Source organism: Pyxidicoccus sp. M15 (assembly GCF_056858435.1).
The window spans coordinates 11184315-11202998 of sequence record NZ_CM166495.1 but is presented as its reverse complement, the minus strand read 5'-3'; the positions used below and the strand labels follow the sequence as shown (position 1 = coordinate 11202998).

10 protein-coding genes are annotated in these 18684 nt (G+C 71.8%); 6 read left to right on the top strand and 4 right to left on the bottom strand.

Translation table 11 applies throughout. The features are described from left to right. Window positions 1-57 precede the first annotated feature (57 nt). From ACX9TP_RS41385 to ACX9TP_RS41370, 4 genes are all read left to right on the top strand, one after another. On the top strand, window positions 58-1782 hold the full coding sequence (locus ACX9TP_RS41385) for a BatA domain-containing protein (protein WP_482976194.1): 1725 nt from the start codon (window positions 58-60) through the stop codon (window positions 1780-1782). Window positions 1783-1793: 11 nt separating this feature from the next. Continuing rightward, complete coding sequence (locus tag ACX9TP_RS41380; protein ID WP_482976193.1) at window positions 1794-1970, top strand: hypothetical protein; 177 nt, start codon at window positions 1794-1796, stop codon at window positions 1968-1970. After that, on the top strand, window positions 1967-4738 hold the full coding sequence (locus ACX9TP_RS41375) for a VWA domain-containing protein (protein WP_482976192.1): 2772 nt from the start codon (window positions 1967-1969) through the stop codon (window positions 4736-4738). The genes ACX9TP_RS41380 and ACX9TP_RS41375 overlap by 4 nt, the downstream gene beginning before the upstream one ends. Before the next feature lie 529 nt (window positions 4739-5267). Continuing rightward, window positions 5268-6677: a DNA alkylation repair protein gene (locus ACX9TP_RS41370; RefSeq protein WP_482976191.1), complete on the top strand. Its 1410-nt coding sequence runs from the start codon at window positions 5268-5270 to the stop codon at window positions 6675-6677. A 76-nt stretch (window positions 6678-6753) separates the two neighbouring features. Here the strand turns inward: ACX9TP_RS41370 and ACX9TP_RS41365 are convergent, their stop codons facing one another. Beyond that, window positions 6754-8151: a hypothetical protein gene (locus tag ACX9TP_RS41365; RefSeq protein ID WP_482976190.1), complete on the bottom strand. Its 1398-nt coding sequence runs from the start codon at window positions 8149-8151 to the stop codon at window positions 6754-6756. 206 nt (window positions 8152-8357) lie between these two features. On the opposite strand from ACX9TP_RS41365, the gene ACX9TP_RS41360 reads away from it, so the two are divergent. Continuing rightward, window positions 8358-9410: a hypothetical protein gene (locus ACX9TP_RS41360; RefSeq protein WP_482976189.1), complete on the top strand. Its 1053-nt coding sequence runs from the start codon at window positions 8358-8360 to the stop codon at window positions 9408-9410. 63 nt (window positions 9411-9473) lie between these two features. Here the strand turns inward: ACX9TP_RS41360 and ACX9TP_RS41355 are convergent, their stop codons facing one another. Further along, window positions 9474-14291, bottom strand: coding sequence for a translocation/assembly module TamB domain-containing protein (locus tag ACX9TP_RS41355; protein ID WP_482976188.1), 4818 nt, complete (start codon window positions 14289-14291; stop codon window positions 9474-9476). Further along, window positions 14288-16429 (bottom strand): BamA/TamA family outer membrane protein, encoded by a 2142-nt coding sequence (locus ACX9TP_RS41350; protein ID WP_482976187.1) that lies wholly within the window; start codon window positions 16427-16429, stop codon window positions 14288-14290. Before ACX9TP_RS41350 ends, ACX9TP_RS41355 begins: the two co-directional genes overlap by 4 nt. A 196-nt stretch (window positions 16430-16625) precedes the next feature. On the opposite strand from ACX9TP_RS41350, the gene ACX9TP_RS41345 reads away from it, so the two are divergent. Continuing rightward, window positions 16626-16916 (top strand): hypothetical protein, encoded by a 291-nt coding sequence (locus tag ACX9TP_RS41345; RefSeq protein WP_482976186.1) that lies wholly within the window; start codon window positions 16626-16628, stop codon window positions 16914-16916. 116 nt (window positions 16917-17032) lie between these two features. Here the strand turns inward: ACX9TP_RS41345 and ACX9TP_RS41340 are convergent, their stop codons facing one another. Beyond that, window positions 17033-18583 carry a 4-alpha-glucanotransferase gene (locus ACX9TP_RS41340; RefSeq protein WP_482976185.1) on the bottom strand — a complete coding sequence of 517 codons (1551 nt, stop codon included), beginning with the start codon at window positions 18581-18583 and terminating at the stop codon, window positions 17033-17035. Window positions 18584-18684: the final 101 nt, after the last annotated feature.

The following is an 18684-nucleotide window of genomic DNA, read 5'->3' as shown; positions in this document are numbered from 1 at the left end:
GTGGGCGCGTCGGGTAGCAGGCCCATCGCGGCGTCGGTGTAGCGCGGGAGGTGGAGCGTGAGCTTCGGCTTCCCGTGGGGGCTGCTGGCCCTGGGCGCACTGGCGCCGCTCGTCGCCGCGTACTTCCTGCGTCGCCGGCAGAAGCCCGTCGTGGTCAGCGCGCTGTTCCTGTGGCGCACGCCGCGTCCCCGCGCCGAGGCGGGTCCTCGCTTCGAGCGCTTCACGCGCGAGGCCTCGTTGCTGCTGGAGGCCCTGGCCGTGGTGGCGGTGGCGCTGTTCCTCGCGGACGTGCGGCTCGGTGAGACGGCTCGCACGCGTCACCTGGTGCTGGTCGTGGACGGCAGCCTGTCCATGTCCGCGCGCGGCCCGGACGGTGTGACGGTGCTGGAGAAGGCGCGCCAGGAGGCCGCGAAGCGTGTGGAGGAGGTGGACGCCACGCAGGTGACGGTGCTGGCCAGCGGCATTGCCCCGCGCGTGCTGGCGGGCCCGGAGGCGGAGCCGTCCCGTGCGCTCGCGGCGCTGGAGTCCTTCCACGCCCTGGGCGCGGACCATGACCCCATGCCCACGCTGACCTGGGCGCAGGAACTGGCCGGTGCCGGCAGGCGCGTGGTCTTCCTCACCGACGTGGCGCCGGAGAACGCGGCCCTCGTGCCGGCCTCGGTGCGGTGGATGGCGCTCGGGACGGGACGCGACAACGTGGCGCTCGTCTCCGCGCAGCGGCGGGACGAGGGCCCCACGGCCACGGTGACGCTGCGGGTGGCGTGCTTCGGAGCGGGGCCTCAGGAAGTGGAGGCCCGGGTGCGTGCGCAGCCCGGCCCCGGCGCGAAGCAGGGCACCGAGCGTGTGGAGCGCGTGCGCCTTCCGGACGAAGGCACCGCCACCGTGCGCCTCACCTTCCAGGGCGCGGGAGAGGTGGAGGTCTCCCTGCCCGACGATGCGCTGCCCGAGGATGGACGCGTCCGCCTGCCGCCCGCGCCGTTGCGTCCCGTCGCGGTGGGCATCGCGGAGGGGCTCGCGGCTCCCGAGCGGCAGGCCGTGGAGCGCTTCCTCGCGGTGGCGCCCGAGGTGGAGAAGGGGCCTGCGACAGGAGAGACACTGCTCATCGGTCCCCGGGGCACGGATGCGCGGGTGACGGTGGGCTCGGCGGGGACGCCGCGCACCTTCCTGGGGCCGTTCTTCTCGGAGAAGGGACACCCGCTGCTGGACGACGTGCAGCTCGCGGGCGTGCGGTGGACCGCGGGAGACAACCCGCCCGGGCGCCCGCTGGTGACGGCGGGTGAGGCGGTGCTCGTGTCCGAGGAGGAGGGAGGCCGGGTGCACCTCAACGTGGACCTCACGCGCTCCAACGTGCAGCGCGTGGCGGCGTGGCCGGTGCTGCTGGGCAACGTGGTGCGCGAGGCGCGGCGCACGCGAGAGGGCTTCCCCCGGCGGCAGCTCACGCTGGGCGAGCCGCTGCCCGTGGTGACGGTGCCCGGCGCGCGCTACACGCTGGCGGGCCCGGAGGGAAGCCGTCCCGTGTTCGGCGCTGGGGTGGTGGACCTGCCGCCGCCCTCGGGCCCGGGCCGCTACGTGCTGGAGCGCGACGGGGACGAGGTGGACGCGGCGGAGGTGCTCGCCCTGGACGCGCGCGAGTCAGACCTGCGCGGGCGAGGTCGCGCGGACGTCGCCGCGCGTGAGGCCGGTGACGACGAGGAGCGCGGCTCTCCGGGACGGGCGCGCTGGCCCCTGGTGCTGCTGCTGGCCGCGCTGGTGGCGGACTTCTACGTCACCCGGCGCGTATGAGTGCTCAAGCCATGCGAGAGAACGAACAAGGCGCCGCGTCCGAACGCAATGACCTGAGCCGGCTGCTCGAAGGGAGCGGCTCCCGGCTGCTGTCCAGCGAGCGCGTCGTCATCCGCTGGCAGGGGCAGGCCGCGCCGGGCGGTTTCCCGGAGACTCCACCCGCAGGCGTCAGGCTTCCCTCGCGATGACCTTCTCCCTTCCCCAGGCGTGGGTGCTGCTGCTGCCGCTGGGCCTCTTCCTGTGGAAGTACGGCCGGCGGCCCGGCCCGCCCATGTGGCTGCGGGCCGCGCTGCTGGTGCTCGCGGTGGGCGCGCTGTCCGGCCCCGAGCTGCGGCTGGCGGACGCGGGCAGCGACGTCGTCGTGGTGGTGGACCGCTCCGCCTCCATGCCCCGCGACGTGGACCGCACCGCGCAGGAGCTCATCACCCTGCTGGAGGCGCAGCGCCGTCCCGGAGACCGCGTGGGCGTCATCACCTTCGGCCGCGAGCCGCGCGTGGAGCAGTCGCTGTCCACCACCGGCCGCTTCGGTGGCTTCTCGCGGCCGGTGGACACGGAGGCGTCCGACCTGGCCGCCGCGCTGGATGCTGCGGGTGGCCTCATCCCCGACGAGCGCACCGGCCGCGTGCTGGTGCTTTCCGACGGACGGGCCACGGGCGTGGACGCGCGCGGCGCGGCGCGGAGGCTGGCGGCGCGAGGACTCGCCGTGGACTGGCGCCAGCTCGCCCGCCCCGAGCCTCCGCTGGACGTCGCCGTCGTCTCGCTGGACGTGCCCGGCTCCGTCGCCGTGCGCGAGCCGTTCCAGTTCTCCGCCGTGGTGCACGCCACGGCGGCCGTCACCGGCACGGTGCGCCTGGAGCGCAACGGCCGCGTGCTCGTCCAGGGCCCCTTCGACTTCACGCCCGGCGCCAACGTGCTGCCGCTCCGGGATTTGGTGGAGGAGTCGGGGCTCGTGCGCTACCAGCTCACGGTGGAGGCCCCCGGCGACGGGGTGACGGAGAACGACAAGGGGCTCGCGGTGCTGCGCGTGGAGGGGCCTCCGCGCGTGCTGCTGCTGACGAACCAGCCCCGGGGCACGCTCGCCAAGGCGCTCGCGGAGACGGGCATGCAGGTGGACGTCCGCGCGCCCTTCCGGCTCACGCTGGATGACCTGGACGGCGTGGGCTCGGTGGTGCTGGAGAACGTGGACGCCAACACGCTGGGCGAGCCGGGGCTCCTCTCGCTGGCGTCCTATGTGGAGCAGGCGGGGGGCGGGCTCGTGATGACGGGCGGGCGCAGCAGCTTCGGCGAGGGCGGGTACCGGCGCTCGCCGGTGGAGCCGCTGCTGCCGGTGTCGCTGGAGATGCGCGAGGAGCAGCGCCGCGCGGCCGTGGCGCTGAGCGTGCTGATGGACTGCTCGTGCTCCATGGGCGTCACCGTGCCCGACGGGCGCACGAAGATGGAGCTGGCCGCCGAGGGCGTCGTCGCCGCGCTCACCCTGCTCAATCCGAAGGACGAGGTCTCCATCCACATGGTGGACACGGAGTCCCATGAAATCTTCCCGCTCAGCTCCGTGGAGGCGGGCCTGCCGCTGAACGAGGTGGCGCGAGGCTTCAGCGGGGGCGGCGGCATCTACGTGGGCGAGGCGCTGCGCACGGGCCGGGGCGAAATCCTCCGCAGCGACAAGCCCACCCGGCACGTGCTGCTCTTCTCCGACGCCGCGGACTCCGAGGAGCCGGACGACTACCAGCGCACGCTGGCGGAGCTTCGCGCGAAGGACGTGACGGTGTCCGTCATCGGCCTGGGCTCGCCGAAGGACCCGGACGCGGACCTGCTGAAGGAGGTGGCCACGCGCGGCGGCGGGCGCATCTACTTCGCGGAGGATGCGATGAGCCTGCCGCGCATCTTCAGCCAGGAGACGCTCACGGTGGCGCGCGCCACCTTCGTGGACGAGCCCGCCTCGCTGGAGGGGGCCCCGGACCTGCCGCTGCTGGGCCGCCTGTCGCCGCAGGGGCTGCCGCAGGTGGGCGGCTACAACCTCACGTACCTCAAGCCGCGCGCCAGCGTGGCGCTGCGCACCCTGGACACCAACAGCGCGCCGGTGCTGGCCATGTGGCCGCGCGGCGCGGGCCGCACGGTGGCCTTCACCTCGGAGGTGGACGGGCCGTACACGGGGGAGTTGCGCCAGTGGAGCGCACTGCGCGCGGCGCTGGAGGCCATGGTGCGCTGGACGCTCGCGGGCGCGACGCCCGTGGGCGAAGCGGTGGTGCGCTCCGAGCGGCGGGGCCACCTGCTGCGCGTGACGCTGGATTTGCCTCCGGGCGGGCCACTGCCGGGCGCGCTGCCCACGCTGGTGCTGCTGCCCGGGGACGGGCGCACCGCGCAGGTGGAGAGGCCCATGCGCTGGGAGGATGAAGACCGGCTCGTGGCCGAGTACCCGCTGCAGGGCAGCGGCACGTGGCACCCGGTGGTGCGCCTGGGCTCACGCGTGCTGCGCGCGCCGCCGGTGACGCTGCCGTATGCACCGGAGTTCGAGCCCGGCAGCGCGAAGGAGGGCCTGGAGTTGCTGCGCGCCGTGGCGGCGGTGGGGGGCGGCGTGGAGCGGCTCTCCATGACGGGCCTCTTCATGGAGGCCCCCGAGTCCCAGGGTCGCCTCGCCCTGGCGCCGTGGCTGGCGGGCCTGGCGCTGGCGGTGCTGCTGGCGGAGGTGGCCGTGCGCCGCTTCCTCTCCGGGCCTCGCGTGCGCAAGCCGGCCACGGTGTCGGTGGCGAAGCCCGCGTTCGCTGGCATGCCGGCCGTCGGAGCGGGCTCGGCACCCGCGCGCGCGGCCCCCGAGGTGGAGCGCAAGCGCGACGCGGTGGGCGAGGGCGCGACGGCGGACACGTCCACGGAAGCCGAGGTCGCGAAGCCGAAGGAGGGCGGGGTGGACTCCGCGCTGGAGGCGGCTCGTGCGCGCTCCCGCCGGCGGCTGGACCGGTGACGGCGCGGAGGTGACGGCGCGCTCACGCCAATGACTGGACCGCGAACGTCGCGGGACGCTGGCGGGTGGCGGCATCGCTACGGATGAAAGGTGCGGGCTGGCCGACTCGGGATGAAGGATCAGCGCTGAGGCACAGCCCGCGGTGAAAAATGCAGGCCGCCCCGGGTTCGAGATGGGCAGTCAATGGTGTGGGGCGGCCCGCGGTGAAACGGTGCGGGTCGTCCCGGACTCAGGATGCAAAATCACAGTTGGGGGGCGACCTGCGGTGAGGCACGGATGACCCCCTACTCGGAGGGGATACATAGATGCGGTGGGGTAATCCGTCCCCGTGGGTCTCACAGGGCGAAGAGGAAGATACACGCGAAGTGTGCTCGGGTCAACAGAATTGGAATATTCCTTCTGTGCGATAATTCATGAGCATCCCTGAGCGCAGAACGGCTGCCCCCGCCTGCCGTTGTGCAACACCGAGCGCTTCCGGAGGTGTCACCCGTCACGGGCGGGAAACCAGCAATTCCGGACCAGGAGGGCCGTGGCAATCTTCACCGCCATGGACCTCCAAGAGACGATGCGGGAGCTGGAGTCATTGGGTTCGGAGCAGACCCGGAAGACGTTCCTCCGTCACGGCGCGCCGGAGCCGCTGTTCGGCGTGAAGCTCGGGGACCTGGAGAAGCTGCGCAAGCGCATCAAGACGAACGCCGGCCTCGCCGAGGCGCTGTGGGACACGGGCAACGCGGATGCGCGCATGCTGGCGACGATGGTGGCCGATGCCGCCGCCATGTCTTGGGATCACCTGAATGCCTGGGCGCATGCGCTCAACTGGCACACGCTGGTGGATGTCTTCATCAGCAACGTGGCGCTGCGCTCACCGCACTTCAAGACGGCGGTGGAGACGTGGACGGCCCAGTCCGGGGAGCTGCAGCGCCGCGCGGGCTGGCAGTTGCTGGCGGCGCTGGCCACCAAGACGACGAACCTGGTCGACGAGGAGCTCGCCCCCTGGCTGCCGCGCATCGAGCAGGGCATCCACACCGCGCAGAACCGCGCGCGCGAGGCGATGAACAGCGCGCTGATTGCCATTGGCGGGCGGGGTGGGGCGCTGCGTGACACGGCGCTCGAGGTGGCGAAGCGTATCGGCAAGGTGGAGGTCGACCATGGCGACACCGCCTGCGAGACGCCGGATGCGGCGGAGTACATCGAGCGGATTCGCGCCCGGAAGGAAGGGGGCATGGCGAAGGCCGCCGCCGTGGCGAAGAACGCGGTGGACAGCGTGAAGGACATGGCGGCGAAGGCGCAGAGCGCGGCGGCGGGCGCGAAGAGCGCCGTGGCCAATGCGAAGAACGTGATGGCGGGCGCGAGAAGCGCCGTGAGCAACGCGCAGGACGTGGTGTCGGCGATGGCGAAGAAGGCGGCCGACGGCGCGAGGAACGTGGTCTCCGGTGGGGCGCCCAAGGAGTCAGCGGGCGTGAAGGCGGCGGCGGTGAAGAAGGCCCCGGCTCGTGCGCAGACGGCGAAGGCTTCGGTCGGCGCGAAGAAGAACGGTGCGGCGAAGGCTCTGCCAGTCGCGAAGAAGAACGGCGCGGCGAAGGCCCTGTCAGTCGCTAAGAAGAACGGTGTTGAGAAGGCTCTGTCCGTCGCGAGGAAGAGCGGTGCGGCGAAGGCCCTGTCCGTCGCTAAGAAGAACGGCGCGGCGAAGGCCCTGTCCGTCGCGAAGAAGAACGGCGCGGTGAGGAAGGTCAGCGCGGCGCCCGTGGCTCACAAGGCCACGGCGAAGCGCACCGGCACCACGGCGAAGAAGGCCGCCGTGAAGCGCGGCGCCTCCCAGACGAAGCGGACCACGGTGAAGCGGGCCGCTCCCGCGCCGAAGCAGGCCACGGCGAGGAAGGCGGCGACTTCGGGCCGGAGCAGGACTGGCACGAAGCAGAGCGCTCGGTCACGCTCCTGAACCTCGGGCCGGCGCTCCGCCTGTCCCGGATGACAGCGGCTCCAGCGCGGAAGCCGCACTCCGAAGTCTCACTCCGCTACGGCGTGCACAGCCGCTGGCCACCGGCCTGTTTGTAGGCCCGCACGCGGCCCACCAGGTTGTCGTTGTCCGACTCCGGCGTGGTCGTCCCGTCGATGCCGGCGCCGAACGCGAAGCCCACGGAGTGGGCGGCGGCCAGCTCCGCGGTGTGCGTGAAGAAGTAGTCCACGCGGTTGTCCTTCCACGCGTCACCCGCGTTGGGCAGGTTCGGATTGCCCACCGGCAGCTGCCACCAGAAGTTCGGCTTGTTGAGCCGCTCGGAGACGGCCTTGGCCCAGGCGAAGGCCTGATGGAAGTGGGGCAGGGTGGCGTTGGACGCGTCCCACCACGTGTCCTCGCCCTCGTTCACCTCGTACCAGCCGGCGTCGCGGTCCGCCGCCTCGATGACGATGAAGTCCGTGTCCGCCGCGCCCAGCTTCAACAGGAAGTCGGCCACCTTCCGGGCCTCGCCCACCACGTCGAAGGACGCCTGCGTGTTGAGATACACGTCCATCTTCGACGCCCACGGGCTCGCGTGCAGGCCCACCTTCGCGTTGGGCGCGTACTTGCGCGTCATCGCAACCATGCACTTCGCCAGCCCGGCGGCGTTGTTCTCCTGCGCGCCACAGTCCGTGGAATTGGCGCTGGCCACCTGCGCCGGCACCGTGCTCGGGTCTTCATTTTTCGAGTGGAACTGGATGTAGCCCCACAGGTCCGGCTCGAGGTGCAGCAGCGCGCGCTCGCTGCCCACCTGCTGCAGCGCGAAGCGCCAGTCGTTCAGGTAGCGCCGCATGAACGCCACGTCGTTCAGCTTCGTCAGCTGCGCCGCGCCCTCATTCTCCCGGCTGCCCAGCAGCTCCACGTAATAGGTGATGAAGGCAAGCTGGCCGCGCCCCTTCGCCAGGCGGATGAAGTCGCGCACCATGGCTCCCGGCGCGGCGGAGATGTCCTGCCAGCAGCCCCACCAGGCGCACTGGTACTGCCCGCAGGAGCCCTCCTGCGTCGTGCAGCTGTCGTTGCAGGCGTTGCAGACGTTGGTCGAGTCCACGAGCCGGCTCGACACGTAGAGGTAGTGCACGTCGAAGGGCGCGCTGGCCGCAGTGTCGTCCTCCATCTTCGCGCCCACCAGTAGCCGGTCCTTCCCCAGCGACTTCAGGAACGAATCGCCCAAACACGCCGAGGGCTGGGTGCCGCCATCCGTGTTGCCACCGGTACCCGCGTCCGTGTTGCCACCGGTACCCGCGTCCGTGTTGCCACCGGTGCCCGCGTCCGTGTTGCCGCCCGTCCCCGCATCCACGCCCGCATCGGCCGAGGGTTTCTTGTCGTCGTCGTCCGAGCTGGAGCAGCCCGCCAGCACCAGCAGGCCGAGGGTGAGGAACGCGAGCCGCTTCATCCGCTTCGCAGGAGGAGTGCGCATACGGCTCCCGACGCTACCCCGGCGCCACGCCAGGGAGTCACCGGACGCACGCGCTCCGGGTCTGCCCGGCCTGCCTGCCCGCCCACCTCGGCCCACGTCCAGCCACGAGCCAACAATCCGCCAGTCTTTCAAATCAAGAAATTCTTGAGAACTGCTCATCGCCCCGGCTAGACGCACGGCTCCCCTATTCCCCCCGAGGATTCTTGATGAAGACGCGAGTGTGGATGCTCCTGGTGCCCGCGCTGCTGGCGGCCGGCTGTGGCCCCGTCGACGAAGCGGAGGCGCCCGTCATCGACGAGCTGACCGGACAGGTGCTGCAGGAGGCCACGACGAAGTACGACATGCACCGGCTGATGGAGGACGCGGACATCATCGGCGGCCAGTGGATTACCGCCGCGCAGGTGCAGGCCTTCCTCCAGCAGAACGGCTCGTACCTGGCCACGTACAGGGACCCGGCCTGGGGCAACAAGACGGCCGCCACGCTCATCGTCGAGCGCTCCAAGGCGTACACCATCAGCCCGCTGTACATGCTCGCGCGCATCCAGGGCGAGTCGAGCCTCATCCAGAGCGGCACCTCCACCAACCTGTCCAAGGCCACCGGCTGCGGCTGCCCGGACGGCAGCGGCTGCGACGCGCAGTACACGGGCTTCGGCAACCAGATTGAGTGCTCGGCGAAGAAGATGCGCGGCTACTTCGTCGACCTGGACGCGGGGCGCACCACGGTGTCCGGGTGGAAGGTGGGCCTGACGAAGAACACGTCGGACCCGTGCTCGGTGAAGCCCGTCACCAAGGCCACCGCGGCCCTCTACACGTACACGCCCTGGGTGGGCGCGTACGCCATCCAATGCGGACGCACCACCGTGGGCGGCTCGTCGCTGATGGCCAGCATCTTCAACCGCTTCAAGTCGGCCTATAACTGGGGCACCGGCACCACCACCTGCTACACCGAGACGGCGGGCACCTCGCTGCCGGTGAATGGCTGCGTGCAGAGCTCGTCGGATGCGCTGTGGCGGCAGTGCCTGTCGTCCGGGGCCTTCACGGCGGGCAGCACCACGAAGCCCTCCACCTGCACCGTGTCCTATCCGTGGTGCTCCTCCGCCACGCTGGGCCGCTCCGTCCCCGCGCGCACCTGCGTGCAGTCCTCCGGGGACTCGCAGTGGCACCAGTGCGGCGTGGAGGGCGCGTGGCAGAGCGCGCCCACGGCGCCCACCAGCGGCGCGGGCCCCGTCGGCGCCTGCTTCGAGCTGTACGCGCTGTAGCCCGCCCGCGCATCCCGAGCACCGGCTCCCGTCCCGATGCACGGACGGGAGCCGCCGGGCGCGTCAGTATTCCTTGCTCCAGATGAGGTCCAGGCCGCCCGAGCGCGCGTCGCCGTACTGGCCTTCCAGGCTCCAGCGCGTGCCGAGCTGGTACTCGAAGCGCACGGCGTTGGCGTTCTCCCCCTGCTGGAGGTTGGCGCCGACGCGGCCGGTGTAGCCCACGTAGATCTTGTCCGTCACGTACGTGCCCACCTCCAGCTTGGTGCCGGAGATGCCGGAGTCGCCGGCCTCGATGGAGAGCACGTCCAGCGGGAGCTTCGCCGCCAGCGCCTTGCGCGCCTCGTTGGCGACGAGCGAGCCCACCACGGAGGCCGCCTGGGCGCTGGCCGTCATGGACGCGCCCGAGCCGCGCTCCAGCGTGCGGCGGCCGGTGGCGAGCAGCGTATAGATTTCCGACTCCGGCAGCGGCGGGTCGCTGGTGGGCTTCAGGGTGATGTCCCGGCCCTGGCCGCGGATGGTGACGAACACCGTCACCTTGGCGTTGTCGTTGCGGTGCTCGGCGGTGACGTTGATGTACGGCACCGTCGCGGGCCCGGTGAAGCGCACCTGGCTGTCGCGCTGCACGTCGAACCGGCGGCCCAGCACGTCCACCCGGCCGCGCAGCACGCGCACCTCGCCGAACAGGCGCGCCTCCTCGCGGTACTCCACGCGGAAGTCCTCGGACAGCCCCAGCTCGACATTCACGTCCGAGCCCTTCACCCAGACGTTGCGCGGCGCATTCACGTTCACCCAGTACGTGCGCAGCGGCGCCGGCTGCTCCACCCCGACCTCCTCGTCGTCCCCGGCCTCGTCCACGGCCTTCGCGAGGTCCTCCGCCTGGGTGCCCACGCCCTGCGCGCCCGGGCCGCTGCCACCCACGGCCGTGCGGCGGCGGTCGCTGGGCGTGGCGTCCGGGATGTTCTCCTCCTGGTCCTTGTCCTGCGCGGCCGTCCCGGGCGCTCCGGGCGAGGCCTGTTGCCGCTGCTTGCGCTTCTTGCGCTCCACGGGCACGCCGTTGCGCACGAGGACGACGTCGCCGGGCCGCTCCAGCGGCTGCAGGTCCTTTCGCTTCAGCTCCGGCAGGGTGATGGTGGCCTCGGGGATGGAGACGTTGCGCAGGTTGACGAGCTTCTCGGACAGCGTGCCCTCCACCTTCGCGCGCATGCTCAGCACGGCCATGAGCTGGTCGTCGTAGACGATGGGGAAGTCCTGCGCGACGAGCGGGTGCTCATTGCCCTTCGGGCTGGACAGCTCGTACTCGCCCGCGCGGGTGCGCACGGCCGTCAGGGGCGCCTCCAGCCGTAGTGAGCCATTGCCGGCCTTCGCCGACAGTGTCCGCAGCGCGATGGACTCCTGGCTGGCCTCCAGGGCGAGCTGGATTTCGCGGTACTCGCCCATGCCCATCAGCCCCAGCACGCCGTCCTTCCACGCCAGGGTGCCCTGGAAGGTGGGCGCGCCCACGGTGCCGGCGAGCTTCGCGTCCGCCTGCACCAGGCCGCCCAGGGTGCGCACCATCTCCGTGGCGCCGGAGAGGAAGGACGGGTCGAAGTTGCGCGCCTTGAGGGACACCTCCAGTGGCGCGCGCGTGTACTGCAGGCCCTTCTCGAAGGCGGGCAGCGACACGTCCAGGTCCACGCCGCCCGTCACCATCATCGTGCCGCCCGCCGGCGCGGTGAGCAGCGCGTCGAAGGCGGAGTGGATGCCCTTGTACGTGTAGTGCAGGCGCGCCTGCCCCAGCCCCAGGGTGCCCACGCCCAGCTTCTGCACGCCCGCGGTGAGGTCCACCTCCGGCGTGTCCAGCGTGCCGCGCGCGGCGATTTCCATCGCCAGCACACCCTGCAGGCCCTGCGGGTTGGTGCCCGGCGTGGGCGGAGGGCCCGAGGTGCGTGCGCGGGCCAGGCCGGGCAGCTCCTGGATGGACACCGGCATCAGCCGGCCGCGGATGCGGAAGGGGATGTGGCCATAGACTTCGCGGTCCTGCAGCGCGCCCAGGGGCGCCAGCAGGGTGGCCTCCAGCTGTGCCAGCGGGCCTTCCTGGCGCTGCACCGCCAGCGTCACCTTCACGTCCTTGTCGCCGCCCGTCACGGTGAGCTGGCCGCTCTGCGGGGGGATGTCGTTGGCGGTCGCTCCCGTCACCTGCACGGCCAGCTTGCCCTGGGGCACCAGCACCGAGCCCTGGATGTCCACCTGCGCGGACACCCTGCCATCCGGCTTCTCCACGCCCGGCATCCCCTCGAGCAGCTTGAGGGGCAGGTCCGCCACGCGGGCCTCCAGCTCCAGCGCCGCGCTCAGCGCCTCGTCGGGCGTGGGCGGCTTCGCCATCAGTCCGCCCAGCGTGAAGGGCGTGCGCAGCGCGACGTACGCCTGCGAGGCGAGCCCCTGCAGGTCCAGGCGCGCGTCCAGCGTGCCGTCCTGCGCGTCGGACGCGGCGCGCAGCTCGAAGGCCAGCGGCTGCTTCAGCGAGAAGCCCGGGGGCGGCACCTGGTAGAGCAGGTCCTTGCCGCGCAGGACGAAGTCCAGCTTCGGCTCGCGCGCCGGGCCCACCACCGCCAGCGTCCCGGAGAGGTGGCCGCTCGGGCCCTTCGGCTGCTTCGCCAGCTCCATGGCCCGGGCGACGTCCAGGTCCTCCAGGTTCACCTTGAGGGACATCATGTCCCGGCGGCGCTTCAGCACGCCCTGCACCGGCACGTCGAAGTCCGCCGTGAGCTTCGCCATGGGCAGGCTCGCGGACAGCTTCCCGGTGGCGCGGTCCTTCACGTAGCGCGCGTCCACCGCCGCGTGGAGCCCCTCGTACCCCTGCACGCGTCCGTCCTCCCAGCGCAGGTTCGCCTCCGCGTCCGGACGCGGCAGCCGTCCGCGCGCGGCCACGTGGCCCGTCACCGTGCCGCCCAGCCCGAGCGACTCGGGGACGAAGGCGCGCGGCAGCTTCGTCAGGTCGAACGCGCCCAGCTCCACGCGCGCCGTCACCTGCTCGCCCTCTTTCGCGCCGCGCAGCGACAGCGACTGCGGGCCGGAGCTGAGCGACAGTGCGGGCTCCACCTCCACCCGGCCCCCGCCGAAGCCCACGTGCGTGGGGCGCTGGAGCGTCCAGGTGGCCTCCGGCCAGGACAGCGACAGCGCGTCCACCGCGAGCCCCTGGCCGTCCTCGTCCACCATGCCGCCCAGGGCGAGGCCGAGCTGGACGTCCCCCTGCACGCGCACGGTGGCGTCCAGCTTCCGCTCGCGCGTGGCGACGGTGGCCGCCAGGTCCTTGAAGGTGCGCGTGCCCGAGCGCAGCTCGGCCACCACCACGGAGCCATCCGTGTCCAGCGGCCGGGTGACGTCCGGCAGCTCCACCTTCACGGACAAATCCTTCAGCGACAGGTCCGGGCCATACGACAGCGAGGCGAAGCTGCCATGGGCCTCCAGGCCCGGCGTGCGCAGCGGGCCCTCCACGACGAAGTCCAGCGTGCCGCTGCCCGCCATGGGGGCCACCGTGCCCGGCAGCAGCTTCGTCAGCGTCTGGGACAGCAGGGCGAGGTTGCCCGCGGTGAGGCCGCCGTCCACGCGCAGCTTCTCCTGGGTGCCCTGGCCCCTGGCGCGCAGCGAGGCGCCCGGCAGCAGCACCATGAGCCGCGACAGCGTGTACTGGCCGTTCTTCGCGCTGGCCTCCAGCTCCACCGGGCCCAGGGGCTGGCCCTGGTACTCGGACGGGGAGACGGTGAGGTCCACCTCGCCATCCAGCGTCTCCAGGCTGGTGCCGCCGCCCTTCGCCACGAGGTCCGCGTGGACGTTCGTCTTCGGGCCCTCCGCCACCAGCTGGGACAGGTCCACGTCCCGGGCCTTGGCGGTGAAGCCGCTCGTCCGCATGTGTTCCAGGTCCAGGTCGCCCTTCAGCTCCAGCTTCGCGTCCGCCGCCTTCGCCCGCGCGTCCGCGCGCACCTGGTCTCCGTCCATGCTGGCCGTGCCCTCCAGCGACACGGGCACGAGCAGGGGGTACGTGGGCACGAAGCCCTTGAGCAGCTCCGGCGGCGCCACGAGGCGGCGCACCGTCACCTGCCCCTGCAGCTTCCCCTCGGACTGGCTCGGGAGCTGGCCCGGGGGCGGCTCCGGCGGCAGCTTCACGTTGCCGCTCGCGTCCAGCACCAGCCCCGCGGCCTCCAGGCCCACGTCCGCCTGGAGCGCGCCCTCCTCGCCGCCGCCCTCGAGCGTCAGGCGCACCGGCCCGGCCACGGGACGGGCCAGGCCACCGGTGGCCTCCAGCGTGGCGTTGAAGCCCTGCGTCGCCGCCGCGTAGCTGGCGGAGCCCTTCGCGTCGAAGTCCTCCAGCCGGACGTTGCGGTCGGGGCCGCCCTCCACCTCCTGGCGGAAGTCGACGTAGCCGTCCTCCAGCACCAGCTCGTGGATGTCCAGCTTCAGCTTGCCCCGGCCCTGCGAGGGCTCCTCGGGCTTGGGCACGCGCGGCTCCAGCGCGCGGGACAGGTTGAGGCCGCGCTCGTCCTGCGCGAGGTACAGCCGCGGGCGCTCCACCTTCGCCAGCGACAGGTCCACGTGCTGGCGCACCAGCTGGCTCAGCCCCAGGCGCGCCTCCACGCGGGCAATCTCCGCCACCAGCTCGCCCTCCGGGTCATACAGCTTCAGGTCCGTGAGGACGGCGCCGCCCGGCCACAGGTCCAGGCCGCCCAGCTCCAGGCGGCCGGAGAGCTGCTCGTTCGCCAGCGCCACGCCCTTGCGGACGAGCCACGCCTCTCCGCCCGGGCTGGTGAGGTAGACGAGCGCGCCCACCACGGCGAGCACGAGCACGAGCACGAGGCCGGCGAGCCCCCACAGCAGCCTGCGTCCCCAGTGCTTCCGGTCGCTCAAAACGCCTCTCCAATCGACAGGTGCAGCGCGCACAGGCCGTCCGGGGCGCCCGCGAAGGTGGCTCCGCGCGTCCTCGGACCGGTGGTGCTCCAGCTGCTGCCAATGCCGAAGCAGCCCCCGGAGTCGGGATAGATGTACCCCGGGGTGGAGACGGGCAATCCCCTGCCGATGTTCAGCCGCCGCGCGATGTCCAGCCGGATGGGCCCGACGACGGTGAGGTAGCGCAGCCCCAGTCCCAGCGCGTGGTAGTGGTCGGGACCGAACAGTCTGGGACTGCGGGCCGAGCTGAAGTCGGCGATGCCCACCAGGCCGGAGTCATAGAAGGCCGCCACCACGAGGCTCTCGGTGAACTGGTAGCGCAGCTCCAGGGCGCTCTCGAACATGCTGTTGCCGCCCACCGGCACGGTGTCCCACTGCTCGTTCTGCGACACCACGGGGCGGACCTGGCCGTCCTCGATGGGCTCGTCCACCGTTTCGGGCAGGGCGGCCATGGGAGACAGGCGCTGGCCGTTGAAGCCGCGCATGGAGGTGGCGCCGCCGGAGAAGAAGCGGGTGACGATGGAGCTCTGCCCGTTGCCGGCCGGGTTCAGCGTGCCCAGCCGCACCTTCGCCGCGAGCACAAGCCGGCGCTCCTCGTCCAGGGCCCGGTAGAAGCGTATGTCCGGCAGCACGCGCACGTAGGTGAAGTCGCCGAAGAAGATGGGGCCGCCGCCCTTCTGGATGGACAGGCCCAGGTAGTAGCCGTCGCGGGGCTCGATGGGGTCGTCCCGGCGGTCCCACGCGAAGGCCAGCTCCAGGTAGCTCAGCGCCACGTCGCACTGGGTGGCGTTGTCGCCGCAGCCCAGGATGATGGGCGGCACGCGCGCGTCGGCGGAGACGCGCCCGGTCAGCCGGTAGATTTCGAGGTTGTAGGAGGGGAAGACGGAGAAGTTGGGGTGGGGCTGCCAGATGACACCCGCCTGGAGCTTCCCGCCCCAGTAGTCGTACGCCTGCTCCAGGCCGCGCTCGGCGGTGAGCGACGTCTGCAGGCGCAAGTCGCGGAAGAGGAAGCGCGGCTGCTCGAACTCGGTGGTGATTTCGAAGGTGGGGCCGCTCTTGCTGACCTTGAAGATGTTGGGGATGAAGGCGTAGCCCACCTGTCCGCGCACGGTGAAGCGGCGCAGGCCGCCGCGGAAGTTGCGGTGGGTCCATTCCCCCAGCACGCGCACCTCCTGCCGCGCGGCGTCCACGCCCACGCCGCCGCCCAGCCGCACCGAGCGGAAGGGCGACTCCCGCACGTCCACCACCACCGGCACCGTGCCGGACTCCCGGTCCGGCGCCCCGCGGTTCACCTTCACCGCGCCGAACACGCCCATGCGGAACACGCGCGACTGGGCCTCGGCCAGCGCCGTCTCGCTGTACCAGTCCCCCTTCTTCAGGCTGCCCTGCACCTGCTCGATGATGCGCCGCGGCGGCACCTGGGGGTTGGCGTCCGTGGCGACGAAGGTGTTGCCGAAGCGGTAGCGCGGGCCCGGGGTGATGCGCAGGTCCACCGTGGCCTCCTTCGTGGCCAGGTCCACCCGCACCTCGCCGCCGGCCTCCGCCTCCGCGTAGCCCAGCTCCCGCAGCCGCTCCTGCACCAGGCCCTTCGTCTCCTCCCAGGTCGCTTCGCGGAAGATGTCCCCCTTCTTGAGGGGGAGGTCCGCCATCACCCGGCCCTGGTGGGCCTCGCGGAACTCCTGGGGCAGCGTGTCCAGGCCGGACACCTGGATGTCGGCGATGCGGGTGGGCTCGCCCTCGTTCACCTTCACCTGGAGGGAGACGGCGTTGCCCCCCTCCGGCTTCACCTCGTTGGAGACGACCTCCGCCGCGTAGAAGCCCTGGGCCTGGTAGTAGCGCTGGATGCGGCGCAGGTCCGCCTGCCAGGCGTTGGCGTCGAAGTAGCGCGGCCCGCCGAAGGGCCAGAAGCCCCACCAGGGGGTCTCCGTGGTGAGGATGCGTTCCTTGATGTCGCCCTCGTCGACCTCCTTCGTGCCCTCGATGTTCAGGTCATTGACCTTGGGGCCGGAAGGACGCTCTTGCGTGGTGGCACAGGCGGCCAGCAGCAGCAGCGCGGCGGTGGTGGCGAGGCGGTGGGTTCGGGGATGGGCGGCGGCCACGGGGGCGTTCTTAATCCCAGTTCCCGCCGCTGACTCTCCCCTTGCCAACGGAAAGTCGCCCCACTGTCGCATTCCGAGACCTGCGCGAAGTCAACAGTGTCCGCTGTCTCGCGCGGATACCCCCGTGTAATACAGCGACACGTGCAAGGCGGGCCGAGGTGCGCAAGATTGGCACCCTATGTCCCTGTCCTGGCCAATGAGAGTCCTGGGGTTCTGTGCGCTGGCGGTGTTCAGCTCCGCGTGCGGCGTGGACGACGACGAGGTGGTGAAGCTGAAGGAGGGTGAGAGCTTCGCGGACGCGGCCTACTGCGGCTCGTTCGGCTGCGAGGACCCGTACCAGCTGTGCGCCGAAATCTTCCTGGAGTTCGGCCGCTCGCCCCCGCTGTGCGTCTACGACGACGTCTGCGAGCGCCTGGAGTGCGCCAACACCAACCGCCGGTGCGCCGTGTTCGACGGCTTCCCGGGCCAGGTGAAGTGCATCGACTGAAGTGAAGGCGCCCCCGCGCCCGGAAGGTGTGCTCCGGGGCGGAAGGTCCGCGTCGCCAGCGCCTTGCCGGCGGAAGACCTCCTCGCGGAGGTCGTCCGGTGGGAGGCGTCGTCCCTCTAGCGCCGCGCGGAGGCGGTGAGCCAGGCCAGGCGCTCGGCGGCGCCGCGGGACTGCTCGTCCTTGAGCAGCGCGTCCGCGTCCTGGCTGATGCGGTAGGCCCAGTTCGAGTCGCTCATGGAGCCGGGCAGGTTGATGCGGTCCCGGGTGCCGAGGATGTCCTGCCAGGGCAGCACGCACACGTCACTGCCGGAGTTGAGCGCCGACGCCAGCATGGCGCGGTGGACCTCCGGGGTGAACTCGCGGGTGACGGGCACGCCGTTCAGCTCCGGCCAGGCGCGGGCGGCGGCCTGGCGCTCGTCGTCGCGGGCCCCCTCCCACCACTCGGCGACGGTGTCCGTGTCATGGGTGCCCGTGGTGACGAGGGACACCGCGGGGAACTGGTGCGGGTCGCGGTAGGTGTTGTCGTCGCGCTCCCAGCGCATCACCCGGTAGCCCGGCAGCTTCAGGTCCGCGAGGATGCGGCGCACGAAGGGCGGAATGACGCCCAGGTCCTCGGCGACGATGCCGGCGCCTTCCGACAGGAGGCGGAAGTGCTTCTCGCCCAGGCGCTTGTGGCTCTCCTCGTCCGGCGGGACGAAGCGGCCGGTGGGCGTCTGCTCGTCGCGAATCCACTGGCGGAAGTAGCCCACCGCGTGGTCCACGCGGCGCAAGTCGTAGTAGCTGGCCGCCTTCTTCGCGCGCTTCTTCAGCCACGCGTAGTCGTCCTTCTCCATGGCGGCGAAGTCGAAGTAGGGCAGGCCCCAGTCCTGGCCGGTGGCGGAGAAGTCGTCGGGGGGCACGCCCAGGCGCGCGTCGCGCCGGAGGATGTCCGGGTGGGCCCAGCAGTCCGCGCTGTCCTGGCCGATGATGAAGGGCTCGTCGCCGCACAGCAGCACGCCGCGCGCCTTCGCCTGCTCGCGCACCGCGTCCCACTGCGTCTCGGCCACCCACTGGAGCCACGCGTGGTAGCGCACCCGGCGCTCCAGCTCCTTCGACTTGGCGCCCAGCGCTTCCGGCTGGCGCTTCTTCAGGCCCTCCGGCCACTCCCACCAGGGGCGGCGGTCCTCCTGCTCGCTGATGGCGGTGAAGAGGGCGTAGCTCTCCAGCCATTCTCCTTGGGCGTCGCGCCACTGGCGGAAGGCCCTGGCGCGCTCGGACTGGGGGCCCCAGTGCTGGGCCTCGAAGGTGTCGAAGGCGCGCGCGAAGGCGGCGTCCTTGAGCGGGAAGACCAGGTCGTAGCGCACGCGCGGGGCGGCGCGGGCCTCGGCGAGCTTCTGGCGCTGCTCCTCGGAGAGGGCGGCCTCGCCTCCGGAGGCGGTGAACTCCGGCAGCTTCTGGAGGTCGATGAAGAGCGGGTTGAGGCCGAAGGCCGAGCGGGTGGAGTAGGGGGACGGGTCACCCGGCGCGGTGGGCAGCAGCGGGAGCAGCATCAGCAGGCGCTGGCGCGCGGCCTTCATCCAGGCGAAGAGGCCGTCCATGGCGCCGAAGTCGCCAATGCCGAAATCCGTCTGTGAGCGGAGCGAGAAGAGCGGAAGCAGGAGACCGGAGAGCCGGCCAGGTGTGGACATGGTGCGGCGCAATCTGCCCCAGCCCCGCGCCGGTGTGAACTGCTCCGACAGCGAGGAGTGCGCGGGGGCTCCGCTGCCTGACGGAACAGACTCCAGGCGGC